The 18,460-nt window shown below is 45.9% G+C and carries 21 protein-coding genes; 14 read left to right on the top strand and 7 right to left on the bottom strand.

Annotated features, from left to right (window positions below):
• Positions 1-9: 9 nt before the first annotated feature.
• From priA to rraA, 9 genes are all read left to right on the top strand, one after another.
• Positions 10-2,214, top strand: a complete 2,205-nt coding sequence (gene priA / locus OAG1_RS01915; protein WP_338623489.1) for a primosomal protein N' — start codon at positions 10-12, stop codon at positions 2,212-2,214.
• A 223-nt stretch (positions 2,215-2,437) separates the two neighbouring features.
• Positions 2,438-4,192, top strand: a complete 1,755-nt coding sequence (argS, locus tag OAG1_RS01910) for an arginine--tRNA ligase (RefSeq protein ID WP_338623487.1) — start codon at positions 2,438-2,440, stop codon at positions 4,190-4,192.
• 2 nt (positions 4,193-4,194) lie between these two features.
• Positions 4,195-4,758 (top strand): SPOR domain-containing protein, encoded by a 564-nt coding sequence (locus OAG1_RS01905; protein ID WP_152783562.1) that lies wholly within the window; start codon positions 4,195-4,197, stop codon positions 4,756-4,758.
• A 318-nt stretch (positions 4,759-5,076) separates the two neighbouring features.
• Positions 5,077-5,379, top strand: a complete 303-nt coding sequence (locus tag OAG1_RS01900) for a PilZ domain-containing protein (protein WP_016399707.1) — start codon at positions 5,077-5,079, stop codon at positions 5,377-5,379.
• Between the two features lie 107 nt (positions 5,380-5,486).
• Positions 5,487-6,155 (top strand): AAA family ATPase, encoded by a 669-nt coding sequence (locus OAG1_RS01895; protein ID WP_016399708.1) that lies wholly within the window; start codon positions 5,487-5,489, stop codon positions 6,153-6,155.
• Positions 6,142-6,465, top strand: coding sequence for a replication protein RepA (locus OAG1_RS01890; RefSeq protein WP_338623483.1), 324 nt, complete (start codon positions 6,142-6,144; stop codon positions 6,463-6,465). Before OAG1_RS01895 ends, OAG1_RS01890 begins: the two co-directional genes overlap by 14 nt.
• A gap of 109 nt (positions 6,466-6,574) precedes the next feature.
• Positions 6,575-7,105, top strand: a complete 531-nt coding sequence (hslV, locus tag OAG1_RS01885; RefSeq protein WP_016399711.1) for an ATP-dependent protease subunit HslV — start codon at positions 6,575-6,577, stop codon at positions 7,103-7,105.
• Positions 7,106-7,124: 19 nt separating this feature from the next.
• A complete protein-coding gene (gene hslU, locus OAG1_RS01880) occupies positions 7,125-8,456 on the top strand; it encodes an HslU--HslV peptidase ATPase subunit (RefSeq protein ID WP_016399712.1) in 1,332 nt (443 codons plus the stop codon).
• Positions 8,457-8,626: 170 nt separating this feature from the next.
• Positions 8,627-9,115 carry a ribonuclease E activity regulator RraA gene (rraA, locus tag OAG1_RS01875; protein WP_016399713.1) on the top strand — a complete coding sequence of 163 codons (489 nt, stop codon included), beginning with the start codon at positions 8,627-8,629 and terminating at the stop codon, positions 9,113-9,115.
• A gap of 16 nt (positions 9,116-9,131) precedes the next feature.
• On the opposite strand, the gene OAG1_RS01870 is transcribed toward rraA, so the two are convergent.
• The gene (locus OAG1_RS01870; RefSeq protein WP_016399714.1) at positions 9,132-9,338 is read right to left on the bottom strand and encodes a cell division protein ZapB; all 207 of its coding nucleotides are present in this window, start codon (positions 9,336-9,338) and stop codon (positions 9,132-9,134) included.
• Between the two features lie 192 nt (positions 9,339-9,530).
• On the opposite strand from OAG1_RS01870, the gene OAG1_RS01865 reads away from it, so the two are divergent.
• Entirely contained in the window at positions 9,531-9,746 is a 216-nt protein-coding gene (locus OAG1_RS01865; RefSeq protein ID WP_338623477.1) for a DUF1653 domain-containing protein, read from the top strand.
• 8 nt (positions 9,747-9,754) lie between these two features.
• Here the strand turns inward: OAG1_RS01865 and cysE are convergent, their stop codons facing one another.
• From cysE to OAG1_RS01850, 3 genes are read right to left on the bottom strand one after another with little or no spacing between them, the layout of a single operon-like run.
• Positions 9,755-10,561, bottom strand: a complete 807-nt coding sequence (gene cysE / locus OAG1_RS01860; protein ID WP_016399716.1) for a serine O-acetyltransferase — start codon at positions 10,559-10,561, stop codon at positions 9,755-9,757.
• A 9-nt stretch (positions 10,562-10,570) separates the two neighbouring features.
• Positions 10,571-11,473, bottom strand: a complete 903-nt coding sequence (locus OAG1_RS01855; protein WP_338623475.1) for a cation diffusion facilitator family transporter — start codon at positions 11,471-11,473, stop codon at positions 10,571-10,573.
• Between the two features lie 48 nt (positions 11,474-11,521).
• Positions 11,522-11,977 (bottom strand): Spy/CpxP family protein refolding chaperone, encoded by a 456-nt coding sequence (locus OAG1_RS01850; protein WP_016399718.1) that lies wholly within the window; start codon positions 11,975-11,977, stop codon positions 11,522-11,524.
• A 160-nt stretch (positions 11,978-12,137) separates the two neighbouring features.
• On the opposite strand from OAG1_RS01850, the gene OAG1_RS01845 reads away from it, so the two are divergent.
• The 4 genes from OAG1_RS01845 to OAG1_RS01830 are packed head-to-tail and all read left to right on the top strand — an operon-like array spanning position 12,138 to position 15,134.
• Entirely contained in the window at positions 12,138-12,824 is a 687-nt protein-coding gene (locus OAG1_RS01845) for a response regulator (RefSeq protein ID WP_338623472.1), read from the top strand.
• A gap of 2 nt (positions 12,825-12,826) precedes the next feature.
• Positions 12,827-14,161, top strand: coding sequence for an ATP-binding protein (locus OAG1_RS01840; RefSeq protein WP_016399720.1), 1,335 nt, complete (start codon positions 12,827-12,829; stop codon positions 14,159-14,161).
• Positions 14,162-14,188: 27 nt separating this feature from the next.
• Positions 14,189-14,653, top strand: coding sequence for a tRNA (uridine(34)/cytosine(34)/5-carboxymethylaminomethyluridine(34)-2'-O)-methyltransferase TrmL (trmL, locus tag OAG1_RS01835; protein ID WP_220719253.1), 465 nt, complete (start codon positions 14,189-14,191; stop codon positions 14,651-14,653).
• A 28-nt stretch (positions 14,654-14,681) separates the two neighbouring features.
• Complete coding sequence (locus tag OAG1_RS01830) at positions 14,682-15,134, top strand: N-acetyltransferase (RefSeq protein WP_338623468.1); 453 nt, start codon at positions 14,682-14,684, stop codon at positions 15,132-15,134.
• Here the strand turns inward: OAG1_RS01830 and dinF are convergent.
• The 3 genes from dinF to OAG1_RS01815 all read right to left on the bottom strand — a co-directional run bounded on the left by dinF (position 15,118) and on the right by OAG1_RS01815 (position 18,444).
• Positions 15,118-16,455: an MATE family efflux transporter DinF gene (gene dinF, locus OAG1_RS01825; protein ID WP_338623466.1), complete on the bottom strand. Its 1,338-nt coding sequence runs from the start codon at positions 16,453-16,455 to the stop codon at positions 15,118-15,120. The genes OAG1_RS01830 and dinF overlap by 17 nt on opposite strands.
• A gap of 80 nt (positions 16,456-16,535) precedes the next feature.
• On the bottom strand, positions 16,536-17,450 hold the full coding sequence (gene cyoE / locus OAG1_RS01820; protein ID WP_152783572.1) for a heme o synthase: 915 nt from the start codon (positions 17,448-17,450) through the stop codon (positions 16,536-16,538).
• Positions 17,428-18,444, bottom strand: coding sequence for a COX15/CtaA family protein (locus tag OAG1_RS01815; RefSeq protein WP_338623463.1), 1,017 nt, complete (start codon positions 18,442-18,444; stop codon positions 17,428-17,430). Before OAG1_RS01815 ends, cyoE begins: the two co-directional genes overlap by 23 nt.
• Positions 18,445-18,460: the final 16 nt, after the last annotated feature.

The raw sequence follows: 18,460 nt of genomic DNA, 5'->3' as shown, positions 1-18,460 counted from the left end.
TATTCATTAGTGTCGATTGTTCGTGTTGCCTTAGCTATTCCCCTGCGTCGCCTTTTTGATTACAGCGTGCCAGCAAACACTCCCATGCCAGCCATTGGTACTCGCGTAAAGGTGCCTTTTGGTAAAGGCGAAAAAGTAGGTTTAGTAATAGAACACCCCTGCGATAGCGACATTGCCGAAGATAAACTCAAACCATTTAGTGAATCACTCGATCAACAAGCATTATTACCAGAAAGCCTATTTAAGCTACTTAATTGGGCTAGCTCTTATTATCACCACAGCTTGGGAGATGTTATCAGCCAAGCCTTGCCGGCACTTTTACGCAAAGGTGAGCCAGCCAAAGCGAAAAGCATTGTGGTGTGGCGTTTAAGCGAGCAAGGCAAAGTGGCCGATCTAGCTAACTTTACCCGCGCCCCCAAGCAAGGGGTTGTATTAGGCAGCTTACAACAGCAAGAAGATGGCAAGCTGAGTGACGAACAATGCAAACAACAAGAGTTATCCCGTACTGCCATTAAAGCGCTAGTAGATAAAGGTTTTATCGAAAAACATGAGATTACGCCCGCGCCGGCGCTGTGGTCGAAAAGCGATACCAACAACCAAGCCTCGCTAAAACTTAATGCAGAACAAGCCATTGCAGTGGCGGCAGTTAATCAAAGCATTGGCAGTTTTCAGGCCTTTCTTATCGAGGGTATTACCGGCTCGGGCAAAACCGAGGTGTATTTAAATATTATTGCCGAAGTGCTCGCTCAAGGTAAACAAGCCTTAGTATTGGTGCCCGAAATTGGCTTAACGCCACAAACCTTAGCGCGCTTTGCCGAGCGCTTTAAAGTGCCGGTTTATGCGATTAACTCAGGTTTAAACGACACCGAGCGTTTTACCGCATGGCTTAAAGCCAAACAAGGCGAAGCAGGCATTATTATTGGCACGCGTTCGGCAGTATTCACCCCCATGAAAAACCCCGGGGTAATTATTATCGATGAGGAGCACGACAGTTCTTTTAAGCAGCAAGACAGCTTTCGCTACCACGCGCGCGATTTAGCCATAGTGCGTGCCCGCTTAGAAAAAATGCCGGTGGTGCTTGGCTCTGCCACCCCATCCTTAGAAAGTTTACATAATGCGCTAAGCGGCCGTTACTCACACTTAGAACTAAAGCAACGCGCCGGTAATGCAGTATTGGCCGAGCAACAATTACTGGATATTCGCCAGCAGCCACTATCGTCAGGTTTATCACCAGCACTAATTAAAGCCATGCGCATTGAGTTAAAAGCTGGCCGCCAAGTAATGCTGTTTTTAAATCGCCGCGGTTACGCCCCTGCGTTGCTGTGCCATGAGTGTGGCCACGTATGTGAATGTGAGCGCTGTGAGGCCTACTTTACCTATCATCAGCAACCTCGCCACTTGGCTTGTCACCACTGTGGCAGCCAAAAAGCCGTACCACACCAATGTGAGAAATGTGGCTCTACCAACTTGGTAACAACAGGTTTAGGCACCGAGCAGTTGCAAGAAGCCTTGCTGGAGATTTTCCCCGAATACAAAGTGGCGCGCATCGACCGCGACAGTACCCGCCGCAAAGGCAGCTTAGAACAGTTGCTGGACGATATTCACAACAACCAATACCAGATTTTAATTGGCACCCAAATGTTGGCCAAGGGCCACCACTTTCCAAATGTAACCTTGGTTGCCTTATTAGACATAGACCACGCGCTGTTTTGCTCTGATTTTCGCGCGCCAGAACGCTTAGCCCAACTTTACGTTCAAGTAGCTGGCCGAGCTGGTCGAGCGAATCTGCTGGGCAAGGTGTTGTTGCAATCTCACCACCCTGAACACGAGCTGTTGCAAGATCTTATCAACAACGGTTACCAACATTTTGCTCGCTTTGCCTTAAACGAGCGTAAAGATACCGAACTTCCCCCCTTTAGCTTTCAAGCGCTGTTTCGCTTTGAAGCTGCCGATGGCAACGCAGTTAACGAGTTTAGCCAACAGCTATACCAACTCGCTCAACCGCTACAGCAAGGCGAAACGTGGGTATTTCCGCCCTGCCCTGCACCACAGGCTCGCCGTGCGGGTAAGTTTCGTATGCAACTGTTGATTCAAGCCGAACAACGCCCGCAATTGCACCAATTGGTTTATCGCCTGTTGCCTCAACTAGAAAGCTTAAAACTAAGCCGAAAAGTACGTTGGTCACTGGATATCGACCCTTATGACATGCAATAAATCTAAGGCTTTTTATAAGGCTTTTTATAAGGCTTTTTATAAGGCTTTTTATAAGGCTTAAAAGATCAATCTCTCGCCAAGCAGCACCTAGGATCTTAGATGATTTCCCCTAGCTTCCAAAACTAAGGCTAATTAGCCCAGATAAGAGATAGTTTTCGTCACAAATTGTCGGTAAAATGCCCGCTTTGTACAATTTATTTACGCGAGATTGGTGCCAACCTACATGAAAGAGCTTATTCAACAACTTCTGGAACAAACGGTCACAGCCCTAAAACAACAGCAGGTGCTGCCTGAAGGATTCGAACCACGTATCCAAGTAGACCGAACCAAAGATAAAGCTCACGGTGATTTAGCCACCAACCTTGCGCTAATGGCTGCTAAGCCTGCGGGCAAAAACCCACGCGAGTTGGCTCAACTCATCGTAGATAACCTACCTGCTTCAGCCTTGGTAGAAAAAACTGCGATTGCGGGACCAGGCTTCATTAACTTCTACCTAAACAACGATTGGTTAGCGTCGCAAGTTGAAGCCATGGCTAGCTCGCCAACCGCTAACGTTAAGCCTGCTGACAAAGCCCAAACTATTGTGGTGGATTACTCGGCGCCAAACGTAGCCAAAGAAATGCACGTAGGCCACTTGCGCTCAACCATTATTGGTGACGCTGTTGTTCGCACCCTAGAGTTTTTAGGTCACAAAGTGGTTCGCGCTAATCACATCGGCGACTGGGGCACTCAGTTTGGCATGCTAATCGCCAACCTAGAAGAAGTAGAGGCGCGTGGCACCGATGCTGGCGATATTGAATTAGCCGACTTAGAAGTATTTTACCGCGAATCTAAAGCACGCTACGACAGCGACGAAGCATTTGCCGAACGTGCCCGTAATTATGTAGTAAAACTGCAAAGTGGCGACGAGTACTGCAACACTATGTGGCGCAAACTGGTAGACATTACCCTTAGCCATAACCAAGCCGTTTACGACCGCTTAAATGTATCGTTAACTAAAGACGATGTGATGGGCGAAAGCATGTACAACCCCATGCTTAACGACGTGGTAGCTGATTTAAAACAACAAGGTTTAGCAGTAGAAGATAATGGCGCTACCGTTGTATTCCTTGATGAATACAAAAACAAAGACGGCGACCCAATGGGTGTAATCATCCAGAAAAAAGATGGCGGCTTCTTGTATACCACCACCGACATCGCCTGTGCTAAATACCGCTACCAAAACCTTAACGCAGACCGCGTGTTGTACTTCATTGACTCACGCCAACACCAGCACCTGATGCAAGCTTGGAACATTGTTCGCAAAGCCGGTTACGTGCCAGAGGAAGTTCCATTAGAGCACCACGCCTTTGGCATGATGTTGGGTAAAGATGGTCGCCCATTTAAAACCCGTAGCGGCGGCACAGTTAAGTTAGTGGATTTATTAGAAGAAGCTGAGCAACGCGCGCAAACCATTGTGGCTGAAAAATCTCGCGATTTAGATGCCGAACAACAAGTGGTAGCCGCTAAAGCGATTGCTATGGGTGCAGTAAAATACGCCGATTTATCGAAAAACCGTACTACCGACTACATTTTTGATTGGGAAAACATGTTGGCCTTTAACGGCAATACAGCTCCTTACTTGCAGTACGCTTATACCCGTATCCAATCAATTATTCGCCGCTCGGAAGTGGATGTAGCCAATTTGCAGCAAGCAATTAGCTTAGAGCAAGATGCCGAAATTGCATTAGCACAAAAGCTTATTCAATTTAGCGATGCGGTACATAACGTGGCTAACAAAGGTATGCCACACATGATGTGTAACTACCTCTACGAGCTAGCGGGTGCCTTCATGACCTTCTACGAGGCCTGCCCAATTCTTAAAGACGACGTAGCAGCCGATACTAAATCTAGCCGCTTACGCCTAGCCTCGCTTACCGCCAAAGTTCTTGACCAAGGCCTATCACTACTAGGAATTGAAACCCTGGAACGCATGTAAGCATGGCCAAGGATTACGTAGGGCGTAGTAAGCCCAAGAAGCGCGCGGCTAAACCTAGCCGCGCGGTATCTAACAATAAACGTTTCCCTTTACCGCTAGCATTAGCGGTAATTGCGGCTATTGTGGGATTTGCAGCGTTGCTCTTTAATATTAAAGGCACAGCCCCAACCCCCGCACCAGAGCTAAGCGAGATAGTTAAACCTAAAGCAGCCACGCCCACTAAACCCAAAACAACGCTGCCCGAGCCACCAAAAGAACGTACTTACGTTAAAGAGCTAGAAGAGAAAAAGGTTGAAGTAGAGATTGCCGAGCAGTCCTCTAAACCAAGCAAGCCTTACCAAATGCAGTGCGCGTCTTTTCGCAGCCGAGATAAAGCCGAAGAAAGCAAAGCGCTTATCGCCTTTGCCGGCCTAGAAAGCCAAATTAGACGCACCGAAGGGAAAAACGGCGCATGGTATCGAGTGGTTTTAGGTCCTTACCCCACTAAACGCGACGCAGAACGTGCTCGACACATACTGCAGCGAGCCAAAATTAATGGCTGCCAAATTTGGCATTGGAACTTCTAAAACACCTCCCACACTAAATAAGCTGAATAATCCTAATTCAGCTTATTTTTTAATTAGTTAGAATCAAAGTAGTATTAAAGTTTTGTATTAACAATCGACCGTTAAAACAACTACTTTAGGGCACTATTTCAGCAATAAATCCTCACCCTTTAGTGAAAAAGACAGAAAAAAACAACGCTAAGCAATTAAAAATATTAGTTATTTGAACTAGTTCTCAACTATGTTATAAAAATGTAGCTAGGCTAGTATGTTAGGAATAACTAAAATGCGGAATATCTATAAGCTTCAATCCGCGACTCGTAATAGGAACGCGATGAAATGGAAAACACGGAACTAGAGCAGCTCGACCGTCGTCGCTCAATGCGACTGGATTTAGAGAATGAGCCAGTGCAACTAACGTGGAAAGACGGCGAAGGCGAAGATCAAAGCATTGAAGCAACCTGCATAGATATCTCTCGACGTGGCATGTTGGTAAAACATAGCAACGATCTGCAAATAGGAACCAAGCTAAAAATACAATTTTCTGCGGGGCATAGTGATACCTCAGAAATGAAAGCCAAGGTTGCACGCTGTCACCGTAAAAATTTCTCCAGCTATCATATGTTTTTGTTATTACTATAGAAAAACCACCTGCACGAGCAAAACTGGCGAACTGTCTTATACTTATTATTACTTGTAGCAATCTTAACGAGATAAAAAACAACAAGTAGCGATAACAAGGAGCAGCCATGCTAATACTAGTAGGTGGAGAAAAAGGCGGCAGTGGCAAAAGCTGCCTCGCACAAAACATTGCTGTACACCTTAAAACCAGCCTAAATGCCAACATCTTGATGGTGGACTGCGACCCACAGCGCACTACCTCTGATTGGATTCAAGCCCGTAATGAAGATGAATCGCTACCAGGCATCAACTGCATTCAGCTTTACGGCAAGATCCGCAAAGACCTATTAAGCCTAGAAGGTGGCTACGACTTTGTAATTGTTGATTGCGGCGGCCAAGATAACCTCGCAATGCGCGCCGCTATGTCGGTCGCAAAATACGTACTTATTCCATTGCGTCCAAAACGCCGTGATTTAAAAACCCTACCGCACATGGAAGACATGCTTAGCACCTGTAAAATGGTTAACCCAAAAATGGTGGCCAGTTTTGTTATTACCCAGTGCCCTGCCTTACCTAGCCAAGTACAACGGATACTTGATGCAAAAGACGTTTGCCGCTCCTTTGGTCTACACGTACTAGACTCTGTCACCTTCTCTCGCAACATTTATGACGATAGCGAAGAAAGTGGCCGCTCGGTGATTGAAATAGAGCAAGATGGTAAAGCCGCGGCAGAAATAGCCGCCATTGTTGATGAATTATTTGCGATCCAACAAGAAGACTCTCATGAGTTTAACTGATCTTAAAAAGCGTTCTAAACAAACCGTTAAACGCAACAAAGTAAGTGTTGACCAATTTATTGAAGACGCCGATAACTATGCACAGGGTAAACCTAGCACTGTAAATAAACTGACAAGCGAGGCTAAACCTAAAACTAATTTCCGCCACTGTACTTTTACCTTCGATGCATCGGCAATTAGCCACTTACAACAAGCTTCCCAGCAACATAAAGTGGCTAAATCTAAACTACTTAGGCTGCTACTAAAGCAATTCGACTCACTCAGCCCTCAGCAGCAACAAGCCCTTTTAGATGAGAACCAAGAGCGCTAAAACCGCGCTGTTTTTTAGATTACACCTTGAAAACGCTGCTACTCCCCCCCATTTCACAGTTATAGCCAAGCTAACGCTGCAAGTTAGCTCAACAAACTGAGGAAATAACGTGACTACTATCGTCTCCGTACGCCGCAACGGCAAAGTGATCATTGCTGGCGATGGCCAAGTCTCCCTTGGCAACACCGTAATGAAAGGCAACGCCAAAAAAGTGCGCCGCCTATATCACGGAAAAGTACTCGCTGGATTTGCAGGTGGTACTGCAGATGCTTTCACCCTATTTGAGCGTTTTGAAGCTAAGCTAGAAATGCACCAAGGTCACTTAACAAAAGCAGCAGTAGAGCTTGCCAAAGACTGGCGAACCGACCGAATGCTGCGCAAGCTAGAAGCGTTGCTTGCAGTAGCCGACAGCGAAGCGTCGCTAATTATCACCGGCAACGGTGACGTAGTGCAGCCAGAACATGACCTTATTGCTATTGGCTCTGGCGGGCCATTTGCCCAGTCTGCTGCATTAGCATTACTTGAAAATACCGAGCTAGGCGCACGCGAAATTGCTGAGAAAAGCCTTACCATCGCCGGAAACATCTGTGTGTTTACCAACCTAAACCACACTATTGAAGAATTAGACGCCAAAGCCTAAGGCTTTGCAGGAAGAAATTATGTCGGAAATGACCCCAAGAGAAATTGTCTCAGAATTAGACAACCACATTATTGGCCAAAGTGACGCTAAGCGCGCGGTAGCAATTGCCCTGCGTAACCGCTGGCGTCGTATGCAACTTGATAACGAGTTGCGCCAAGAAGTGACCCCAAAAAACATCTTAATGATTGGCCCAACGGGTGTAGGTAAAACCGAGATTGCTCGTCGTTTAGCCAAGCTAGCCAACGCGCCGTTTATTAAGGTAGAAGCGACCAAGTTCACCGAAGTGGGCTACGTGGGTAAAGAAGTTGAAACCATTATTCGTGATTTAGCTGATGTTGCGTTTAAAATCACCCGTGAACAAGAAACCGAAAAATTCCGTTTTCGCGCCGAAGACCAAGCCGAAGACCGCATACTAGATGCCTTACTTCCTCCTGCTAAAGATACTTTCGGTCACGAAGAAGACACCAAAGAAAACTCGACTCGCCAAACATTTCGTAAAAAACTACGTGAAGGCCAGCTCGATGACAAAGAAATCGAAATCGATGTAGCTCAACCACAAGTTGGTGTAGAGATCATGGCGCCTCCTGGTATGGAAGAAATGACCAACCAGCTGCAAGGCATGTTCCAAAACCTTTCGGGCAACAAAGACAGCAAAAAGCGCAAACTCAAGATCAAAGAAGCCTTTAAGCTTTTGGTTGAAGAAGAAGCAGCCAAAATGGTTAACCCAGAAGAGCTTAAAGAAAAAGCCCTGCATGCGGTAGAAAACAACGGCATCGTATTTCTAGATGAAATTGATAAGATTTGTAAACGCGCCGATACCTCAGGACCAGATGTAAGCCGCGAAGGTGTGCAGCGAGACCTATTACCTTTGGTAGAAGGTTCAACGGTAAGTACCAAACACGGCATGGTGAAAACCGACCACATTTTGTTTATTGCCTCTGGTGCTTTCCAAGTGGCTAAACCTTCAGACCTAATCCCTGAACTACAAGGCCGTTTGCCAATTCGAGTAAACCTTAGCGCTCTAAGTGCCGAAGATTTTGTCCGTATTCTTACCGAGCCAAATGCCTCTTTAACCGAGCAATACAAAGCCTTAATGGCCACCGAAGGTTTAGACATCGAGTTTACCGAAGACGGTATTCGCCGCATCGCTAATGCGGCATGGCAAGTAAACGAGCGTACCGAAAATATTGGTGCTCGCCGCTTGCACACGGTAATGGAAAAGCTGATGGAAGAGCTAAGCTTTGTTGCCTCAGACAATGCAGGCCAAACCATCGTGATTGATGCCGATTACGTGACTAAGTACCTAGACGACTTAGTAGCAGATGAAGATTTAAGTCGCTTTATTTTGTAATCATCTTGCTAAGTTAATTCAAAGCCGCCAAGTTGGCGGCTTTTTTATGCCTCTTGTTTGTTGGTTTGCTGATTAAGCCTTCTGTAAAAGACTTGATATTTCTTAATTGAAAACGGCAACTTAGGGTTTATACTGGTAGCGATTATTCGGGCCAATTTAGGATCCAGACCATGGAATATAATACCTCTGAACTTTGTGACCTTTATGCAGATACGGTTGACGTTGTTGAACCGATGTTTGCCAGCTATGGTGGCAGAAACGCTTTTGGGGGCGAAATTACCACCATTAAGTGCTTTGAAAATGCCGGCTTAATTGCTCAGGTAGTTCAAGAGTCTGGAACTGGCCGAGTATTGTTGATTGATGGCGGAGGTTCGCTACGTCGCGCCTTGGTAGATGAAAGCATCGCCGAAACGGCAGCTGACAATGAATGGGACGGTATTATTGTTTACGGTTGCGTGCGTGATGTAGATGCGCTGGAAGACTTAGACATAGGCATTCAAGCCCTAGCCTCTATTCCTGTAGGCGCTGATGCAGAAGATGAAACCGGTGATGTGAACATTCCGGTTAACTTTGGTGGCGTGACCTTCCTTCCAGAAGATCACATTTATGCTGATACCACCGGGGTAATTTTATCGCCAGAGCCGCTAGATATAGAATAAGCGCTCAAGCAACTCATTATTCGGCGTGAACGTCTTCAATACGGCCTAGTAAGGCTTTAAGACGTTCTTGCCAAGCTTGTTGCTCCTGCACTAAACGGCCGTTCTCGTCGTTTAACTTGCTGTTTTGCTCTTTAAGCTCGTCAATTTCCATACGTAATAGTTCGATGCTATCAACTGCAACCTGAACTTTTGCTTCTAATTTTTCTAATACATCAAAAGACATTAATATTTCTCCCGTTAATTCCGTCTCAAAGCCAACTCAGCTTATTTTCGTTGAGTCAGTCATCATGGATATATGAACGCTAGTTAGTGTTCACCTACTGATGGTGACTGCTTTTAAAGCAGCATACTCTTGTCATCTATAGCCAACAAGGGTAGAAATGTATTTCCCTAACTAGTTGTTGAATAAATAATCATGAATTTACAAAAAGGCCGTTATCGTCACTACAAAGGCCCAGAATACCAAGTTATTGATACTGCAATACACTCAGAAACAGAAGAAGTATTGGTGCTTTACAAGCCTTTATATGGTGAAGGGAAACTATGGGTAAGACCCTACGATATGTTTTTTGAAAACGTGGAGTTTGAAGGTAAGCAAGTGCCTCGATTTGCATTTATCGAGGCACAGTAGCTATAGCGCTAAATGTTTTGTCCCATATCAATGGCTGGCATGTCACAGCTAGGCGTGCCAACCACTTTTGCCGGTACGCCAGCAACTGTAGTATGAGCTGGAACAGACTCTAATACTACGCTACCCGCACCTACTTTAGCGCCGCGGCCAACTTCAATGTTACCAAGGATTTTAGCTCCGGCCCCAATCAATACACCGCGACGAATTTTTGGGTGGCGGTCACCACGATCTTTACCGGTACCACCTAAAGTTACCGACTGCAAAATTGAAACTTCGTCTTCAATAACCGCAGTTTCACCCACGACAATACCGGTGGCATGATCGAGCATGATGCCTTTACCAATGGTTGCAGCTGGGTGAATATCAACCGCAAATACCGCTGAGATTTGATTTTGCATATAACGGGCTAAAGCTAGTCTGCCCTTATGCCAAAGCCAATTTGCTACTCGATGGCCCTGCAAGGCATGAAAGCCTTTTAAGTAAAGTAACGGGATGGCGTAGTATTTTACTGCCGGATCTCGGTCTTTTACCGCAACAATGTCTGCGGCTACGGCTTCTAAAATACCAGGATCGGCCAACAAAGCTTCTTCAATAAACTCTCGCAGTAAAATCGCTTGAACCGTTGAGCTGTCAAGCTTACTCGCAAGCTGAAAACTTAATGCAGAAGACAAACTGTGATGATTTAGAATGGTGGAGTAAAAGAAACTCGATAGCATTGGCTCGTCTGCCGCCATGCGGGTTGCTTCATCACGGATTTGTAACCATACCGTCTCAGCTAGAGTTTGTTTGATTTGATAATCCTTTACCTTTGCCACTACTTCACCTTACTCAAGATCTAATTTCTTTTCTTGCGGAACCACCGATTGAGGATCTTGGTGGATCAATACATCAGCTTCCGGCCACTCGGCCATAAAAGCAGCTTCAACCTCATCGGCAATTCTATGCGCCTCATACAGGCTAAGCTTATCATCAAGCTCTAAATGAAGTTGTATAAATTTTGTATGCCCAGATTGGCGAGTACGAATATCATGAGCACCTAGTACGCCTTCAACCGCTAAAGCAGAGCTAAGCACTTGTTTTTGAAAGGCCTCTGGAAGCTGCCTATCCAATAGATTTTGTACCGACTCTTTACCAATGCCAAAAGCGCCGTAGCAGATATATAAGGCAATAAGCACAGCGAACAAGCCATCTGCCCAATACCAACCATAAAAGCTAAGTACTAAGGCCACCAGCACTGCAATGTTCATGTATATGTCCATGGCGTAGTGCATCGAATCAGCTTTAATTACCGCGTTATTGGTTTTAGCGATAACGTAGCGCTGGAACATGACTAAGGCAAAAGTAATAACAGTAGAAATAACCATTACCGTAATACCTACAGTGCTGTGTTCAATGGCTTTGGGGTGTAGCAATTCACTCACCCCGCCAAACATCAGCATTAAAGCAGAACCAGTAATAAAGGCCGCTTGCGCAAGACCAGCTAAATGCTCTGCCTTACCATGGCCAAAACTGTGTTCTTTGTCGGGGGGTTGCAGGGCATAGCGCACTGCTAGAAGGTTCACTAACGACATAGCAATGTCCATTAGTGAATCAATTAAGGAAGCAAGAATACTTACCGCGCCGGTATATAAAAATGCGGCGCTTTTAATAACAAGCAAGGTCACCGCTACACAAGTTGCAACCCATGTAGCTAAGGTGACCAAGCGCTGATAACGTTGCTTATCCACTTTACAAATTCTTTGGAAGATTTTGTAAAGTATAACGTTTAGTGCATGTTAAAGTTGAGCTTTTTTATCGCCCTTCTGCATACGCTTTTGCTGTTTTTCCATCTTTTTAGCGCTTAACTCTTGGTATTTCTGCTGTTGCTCAGGGGTTAATACTTGATAAATTTCCTGTTGAGCTTGCAGCATATTCATCATGCGAGTTTGATGATTAGCTTGCTGCACATCAATAAACGCTTGAGCGGCACCTTCGTCAAAACTGGCTGCGGTGATAATTTCCATACGCTGTTGATACATCGCTTGACGCTGTTCCGCATTGGCTTGAGGTTTATGCTGCTGCATAATCTCTTTTACTTGGGCCTTTTGCTCATCAGTTAAGTCTAGCTGCTTCATCATCTTCATGGCTGGATGGCCGCCACGTTGCTTACCTTCACCATTAGATTTAGCAGCAAAGGCTACAGGGGCAACAACAAGTGCGCCAACAAGGGTAGTAACTAGTAACTTTTTCATTTTCTTTCCTCGGGTCTGTTCGGTCATTTGTAGTCTACAAAAGCCAATGCAAACTAACCGCAGCAAAGTGTAAAGCTATGTAAAAGGCGAACATTAAGCACGGCAAAGCGCTGTGAGTTTTGTACAATTTGCTTATTAATGTTGAATAGAGAATCGCCCAGTGGATTTACTACTTATAGATGACGACAAAGAACTGACCGAGTTGCTCGGCGAACTCTTAGAACTAGAGGGATTTAGTTGTGAGGTATGCAACGACGGCTTGAGCGGCCTAGCCAAGCTAGCAGAAAAGCGCTACGACTTAGTACTACTCGATGTAATGATGCCGGGTAAAAACGGCTTCGAAGTATTAAAAGAATTACGTAAAGACAACCAGCAACCGGTATTAATGCTTACCGCCAAAGGTGATGAAATAGACCGCGTGCTGGGTTTAGAGTTAGGCGCTGACGACTACTTAGCCAAGCCCTTCAGCGAGCGAGAATTGTTAGCGCGCATAAGAGCCATTTTACGCCGCACTCAAAACAGTCCACCAGCCGATGCCAAACAAGACCTTATTTGCCACCAAGATCTGACCCTCTCGGTTGCTAAACAGCAAGTACACTGTGATGAGCAAGAGTTAGAGCTCACCAGTACCGAGCTGTTATTGCTACAACACTTGCTAGAGCAGCCAGGCAAGCTATTAGAAAAGGATAGCCTGAATCAAAAAGTATTGGGCAAACGCCTACAAGCGTTTGATCGCAGCTTGGATATGCACATTAGTAATTTGCGTAAAAAGATCCCTGCTCGCAAAGACCAACTGCCGCGTATCAAAACGGTAAGAGGCAAAGGTTACATGTGGTTAGAGTGGTAATAATGAAGCGCTTAATCAACAATCTGTTTGTAAAAATATTCATCTCATTTTGGATGATTTTGCTGGTTACGGCCTTTGTGTCGATTAACCTGTCCAGAATGCTTAGCGAAGACAACTTCAAAGCGCCTAAATGGGCGGTAAAAAACTTACATGAATTTGCCCTACGTATAGAGCGTAACCCTGAACGCATGTTAAGCCCGCGTTTAGAGCCCCACCTTAAATCACGTTTTGGTAAACCCTTTATCGTTAATAGCGAAGGCGAAGTGGTAAACCGTGAAAACATCAGCCGGGGCATGAGGCGCTTTTTAGTTAACCACGACAATATTGAAGATCCTCGAATAATGCTCGATAAAAAGCACATTTTGATTGGTCCGCAAGCGCTTACCATCGATAACCAGCGTTACCTACTCTATGTAGAGCGCCGAAGTAACCCAGAACAGCTGCACGCTATCCGTAACTTTGGTGTATCACCGTGGTTTTTATCGCTAGTAGCCGTGGGTTTAAGTTTAGCGCTTTGTTTCTTACTTACTCGTCACATCGTAAGGCCACTTAAAAAACTGCAATCTGCCGCGAATAAGGTGTCACTGGGATATCTAGATACACCATTACCGGAGATCAATCGTGGTGATGAAATTGGTCAACTGTCTGATAGCTTGCAGAGAATGGTAGACACCCTTAATCAAGCCATTAGCAACCAACAACGCCTGCTTAGCGATATTTCTCACGAGCTGCGCTCGCCGCTTACTCGCTTAAACATGGCACTCGCGCTACATAAAAAACGCCAGCAAGTGACTCCCGAAGTGGAACGAATTGAGCGAGAATCGCAACGCCTAGCCGAAATGATTGACGCCTTGCTATCTTTATCGCGTATGCAAGTTAACGCCAAACAACAAAAAATGACTTTGCAGGAACTCATTGAAGACTTAGTTAGCGATTGTGAGTTTGAAGCAGAACAGTTAAACAAACAGTTTAGTGCCAACTACCCGCAACAACTGAGTGTAATTTGTTACCCAGAGCTACTCGCATCGGCACTTGAGAACGTTTGTCGCAACGCCCTTAAATACGCAGACCGTAAGGTTAAACTAAGCGCTAGTGTGCAAGACAACTTGCTCACCTTGATTGTGCGAGATGACGGCCCAGGCCTTCCAGATGACGAATTAAATAGCATTTTTCGACCATTTTATCGTAGCGGTGAAGCACGAGACCGTGACAGTGGCGGGGTGGGTTTAGGCTTGGCGATTGCCGAATCTGCGATTCGCCAACACGGTGGTAGCATTAGTGCCAGCAATCATTCGCGTAAAGGGCTAGAAGTTAGCCTACGCTTGCCACTACAATAGCGCTTTTCGCAGCCACTTGGATTAATCATGATTAACATTGTGCTATATCAACCAGAAATACCGCAAAACACCGGCGCAATTATCCGTTTAGCGGCGAACAGCGGTTGTAACTTACATCTTATCGAGCCTTTAGGTTTCGCCTGGGATGATAAAAAAGTTAAACGTGCCGGCTTGGACTACCACGAGTTTGCCGAGGTAAAACGCCACCCCGACTACCAAGCCTTCTTAAACAGCGAGCAGCCTAAGCGCTTGCTTGCTTGTACCACCAAAGGCAGCGGTTTTCATAGTGACTTTGCTTTTGAAGCTGGTGATTATCTAATGTTTGGCCCTGAAACACGCGGCCTACCCGATGAAGTGCTAAATGAGATAGATGGTCAATTTAGGCTGCGTATTCCAATGTTGGCCGATAGCCGCAGCATGAACTTATCTAATGCTGTATCGGTATTTGTTTACGAAGCTTGGCGCCAACTAGGCTATGTAGACGGTGTATAACTAAGCCAATACTAAAGGTGTTCAGGCCGTGCAAATACGTGATTACCAACACAGCGATCTGAACACCATTATTAACATTTACAACCTTTCTAAACTCGACGAGTTACGCTTTGAGCAAAGAACATTTAGTCTTCTACCATTAACTCAAGATCAGCAACGTTTCGCCTCTCTTAAACAATCAACTATTTTTGTCTATGAAACCGATAAGGTAGTGGCTTATGGCGCGCACCAAGGCTCGGTGATAAGCGCTTTGTTTGTCCATCCCGACGCTCGAGGTAAAGGGATCGGCAAACAACTGCTAGAGCACCTATTAAACAATATCAACGACACTACCCGCTTATATGTTGCCGATAGCAATTGGCCTGCCAAAGCGCTCTACCAAGATCATGGTTTTGTTGTCAGCGATACCTTTCAAACCAGCTACAATGGCGTTGCTGTAATTGCCAACGAAATGCTGCGCTCAGTTAAGCCTCATGCTTAAACCAGCGCTGGCTCTTTAAAGCCTGGTAATAAACCCACCCCAAGCTCAATCCTCTAATAGCCATAAAACCACACATCGCTAACCACAGGGCATGGTTCCCCCAACTTTGAGTAACCCACCAAAGCGGAAAGAACCCGGCGAGACTAGCCAATAACATCGAGTTACGCATAATGCGCCCCTCTGAAGTAGCAATGAAAACCCCATCTAAGATAAAGCACCACACCGAGACTAACGGCAGCAAAATCATCCAATTAAGATAGCTAGCCGCAGTGCTGCGGATTTCGGGTATATCGGTAAGCAACGCAACCAGTTGCTCACCCAGTACTCCAAAAACCAAACTAAAGCCAATGCCCGCCACTAAGGCTAACTGCAAACACTGTTTAATCGTTACCACAAACAAGGCGCGGTCATTTTTGCCCTTTGCTTTACCCGCTAAGGCCTCTACGGCGTAAGCTAAGCCATCTAAAGCAAAAGAAACAAACATCAAGAAGTTAAGTAATACTGCGTTGGCCGCAACAATGTGGTCGCCCAAACGCGAGCCTTGAAAAGTGATGAAAGCAAAACAAGCTTGCAAGGCAAGTGAGCGCAAAAATATGTCTCGGTTTAGCGAGAATAATCCCGCCAAATGCTGGCGGTTAAAATCGGCCCAACAATCCTTTAACGACGGTAAGGCATTAAATCGTGTTAAAAACTGCTTGCGACACAACGCCAAACCAACCGCCAATGAGAAATAATCGGCAATCACACTGGCTAAAGCAGCACCCTGCACTTTCCAATCTAGCCCCACCACAAACAGCACATCTAAGGCAATGTTAGTGGTGTTCGCCACAATCAGCAGTAACATGGGGGCTCGAGCATTTTGCATGCCCAATAACCACCCCAACAACACTAAATTAAGCAGTGCCGCTGGCGCGCCCCAAATACGGGTAGAGAAATACTGCGCCGCATAATATTGAACTTGTTCACTACCACCGGCTAAAGCCAAACCAAGTTGCAATATTGGTTGGCTAAGTAGCAGTAAGGCCAATCCAATAAGCACCGCAATGCAGGCAGAATTAAAGCCTATTCGCTGTAACGCTAGCTGGTCATCTGCACCAAAAGCTTGCGCACTTAAGCCTGTGGTCGACATGCGCAAAAAACCACATAACCAATACACCAGGCTAATCATCATTGAACCTAAGGCTACCCCACCAAGATAATACGCATGATCTAAATGGCCAATAACAGCCGTGTCCACCAGCCCCAATAAAGGAATAGTGATGTTAGATAAAATCATTGGCACGGCAATGGCCGCAATGGCGGAAAAACGCGAAACAGACATGAAAGGGAAACTAAGCAGGCGATAGCGAGAGTGTAAGAGTTAGTTACACTCTCGGCAAGCCTTTAAAAGCTAGGGGCTGTTTATAGCAAAGCAAACAACCAATGGTCTGCCAACAAGGCAACAAACAACAACATCAAATACACTATCGAAAAGGCAAATAGGCGCATTGCGTCACGCTGGTTATCCCCTTTATACAGTCGCCAAGCTAAGTGCATAAAACGCAGGTTAAGTGCACAACTTAACACGAGGTAAAGCACCCCACTCATGCCCACTAAAAAGGGTAGCCAAGCAACAGCGAACAGCAGCAGAGAATAAAGAAGTATCAACTTTTTGGTAAAGCCCACACCGTGGGTAACCGGCAGCATTGGAATATTAACCTTGGCGTAATCTTCACGGCGAGCAATTGCCAAGGCCCAAAAGTGTGGCGGAGTCCAAGTGAATATCAGCATGACTAGCAATAAGGGTTCAGCCGATATGGCGTTGTTTACTGCCGTCCACCCCAACAATGGGGGCATAGCACCTGCTAAGCCGCCAATTACAATGTTTTGCGGCGTTGCTCGTTTAAGCCAAAGGGTATAAATCACCGCATACCCAACTAAGCTAGCTGCAGTTAGCCAAGCAGTCAGTGGATTAACCCACCGGTACAGCATGACAAAACCCACCACCGATAACAGTGAGGCCCATAGCAAGGCCTGCCAATTGGCTATCGCACCAGTGGGTAAAGGGCGTTTGTGAGTGCGCGCCATTGCGGCATCTGCTTCACTATCAATGTAGTGATTAAAGGCGGCAGCGCCCGCAGCCATTAAACCGATGCCTAAGTTACCTATTAGTAAAGCTTGCCAAGGCGGCAAACCAGAAGTTGCCAAGCATGCTCCTACCACCGCAGTGAGCACAATAAGGGCGACCACTTTGGGTTTGGTAAGTTTGTATAAGGCGCGCCAATTAATGCCTTTGTTGAGTGAACTTGGCGGGTTAAGCGTGTTCAACTTCGCCATAATGCGTCTCCTTTTGCTCAACGAATGTTGCTACGGCCGCACCCTGATAGTGAGCCAAGATTAAACTGATCAAACTTAACAACAGCATGGCAGCCACTAAGTTATGCGCCACAGCTATCGCTAAGGGAACCTGCCAAAGCACGTTGGCAACGCCTAAACCGACTTGAGTAAACAATATAAAAATCAGCCTAGAGGCGCGCCCTCGTTCCATATCACTATGTCGTCGCTGAATGTAACTTAGCGCCAGAATGAACAAGTAAATGGCTGTTACGCCTGCCCAAATACGGTGGGTAACATGAATGGTTTTACGTTGTTCGTGATTAAGCACACCAAATTCGTAATCATTGCCAGTAGCAAGCGGCAGAGGATCAAATGCATCCAACTGATAAGAGCTTAGCCACTCTTCATGGCAAAGCGGCAAGCCCTGACAAGAAATGGCCGAGTAGTTAGCCGATGTCCAGCCACCTAATGCTATTTGCACTACTAGTACCAACAAACCTAGCCACAACCAGCGGCCACTTCGTTGAGGCTTAGCTACAGGACGTTTTGCAATCATCAACCACGTAAACAATAAAGCCAGCATTGAAAAGCCACCCAACAAGTGGCCCATAACCACAATGGGCATTAAACCAAGTGTTACCGTAAGCATGCCTAATATGGCTTGAAAGCCAATAAGCAGCACCGAGGCTAGCGCCCAAAAGCGGTGTTGCTTTTGCCAAAATGCCAGCGCAGCTAGTCCCACCACTAGCAAACCTAAACCGCCAGCAAAGTAGCGATGAATCATCTCATTCCAGGCTTTGTGGGCTTCTAGCGGCCGCTCAGGATAAGCACTAGCCGCGTGTTGAATATGCTCTTCACTTTGTGGAACCACTAACTGCCCATAACAGCCAGGCCAATCGGGGCAACCTAAACCGGCATCAGTTAAGCGGGTAAACGCACCTAAACCAATGACAACAATGGCAAGTAAAATAGCGGCAATTAATCCCTTTTGCATATGCTGTCCTTAAACT

It is taken from the genome of Agarivorans sp. OAG1 (assembly GCF_037076485.1).
Lineage (GTDB): Bacteria > Pseudomonadota > Gammaproteobacteria > Enterobacterales > Celerinatantimonadaceae > Agarivorans > Agarivorans albus.
The sequence above is the reverse complement of the archived record's forward strand: the minus strand, read 5'-3'. Positions and strand labels throughout refer to the sequence as shown.

Bases quoted from the DNA above. Each gene is read 5' to 3' on its own strand.
- OAG1_RS01815 (WP_338623463.1), bottom strand. From the start codon at position 18,444: ATGCAAAAGGGATTAATTGCCGCTATTTTACTTGCCATTGTTGTCATT.
- OAG1_RS01870 (WP_016399714.1), bottom strand. From the start codon at position 9,338: ATGTCTTTTGATGTATTAGAAAAATTAGAAGCAAAAGTTCAGGTTGCA.
- rraA (WP_016399713.1), top strand. From the start codon at position 8,627: ATGGAATATAATACCTCTGAACTTTGTGACCTTTATGCAGATACGGTT.
- trmL (WP_220719253.1), top strand. From the start codon at position 14,189: ATGATTAACATTGTGCTATATCAACCAGAAATACCGCAAAACACCGGC.
- hslU (WP_016399712.1), top strand. From the start codon at position 7,125: ATGTCGGAAATGACCCCAAGAGAAATTGTCTCAGAATTAGACAACCAC.
- OAG1_RS01895 (WP_016399708.1), top strand. From the start codon at position 5,487: ATGCTAATACTAGTAGGTGGAGAAAAAGGCGGCAGTGGCAAAAGCTGC.
- OAG1_RS01890 (WP_338623483.1), top strand. From the start codon at position 6,142: ATGAGTTTAACTGATCTTAAAAAGCGTTCTAAACAAACCGTTAAACGC.
- OAG1_RS01865 (WP_338623477.1), top strand. From the start codon at position 9,531: ATGAATTTACAAAAAGGCCGTTATCGTCACTACAAAGGCCCAGAATAC.
- OAG1_RS01900 (WP_016399707.1), top strand. From the start codon at position 5,077: ATGGAAAACACGGAACTAGAGCAGCTCGACCGTCGTCGCTCAATGCGA.
- OAG1_RS01840 (WP_016399720.1), top strand. From the start codon at position 12,827: ATGAAGCGCTTAATCAACAATCTGTTTGTAAAAATATTCATCTCATTT.
- dinF (WP_338623466.1), bottom strand. From the start codon at position 16,455: ATGTCTGTTTCGCGTTTTTCCGCCATTGCGGCCATTGCCGTGCCAATG.
- OAG1_RS01850 (WP_016399718.1), bottom strand. From the start codon at position 11,977: ATGAAAAAGTTACTAGTTACTACCCTTGTTGGCGCACTTGTTGTTGCC.
- cyoE (WP_152783572.1), bottom strand. From the start codon at position 17,450: ATGGCGAAGTTGAACACGCTTAACCCGCCAAGTTCACTCAACAAAGGC.
- OAG1_RS01905 (WP_152783562.1), top strand. From the start codon at position 4,195: ATGGCCAAGGATTACGTAGGGCGTAGTAAGCCCAAGAAGCGCGCGGCT.
- argS (WP_338623487.1), top strand. From the start codon at position 2,438: ATGAAAGAGCTTATTCAACAACTTCTGGAACAAACGGTCACAGCCCTA.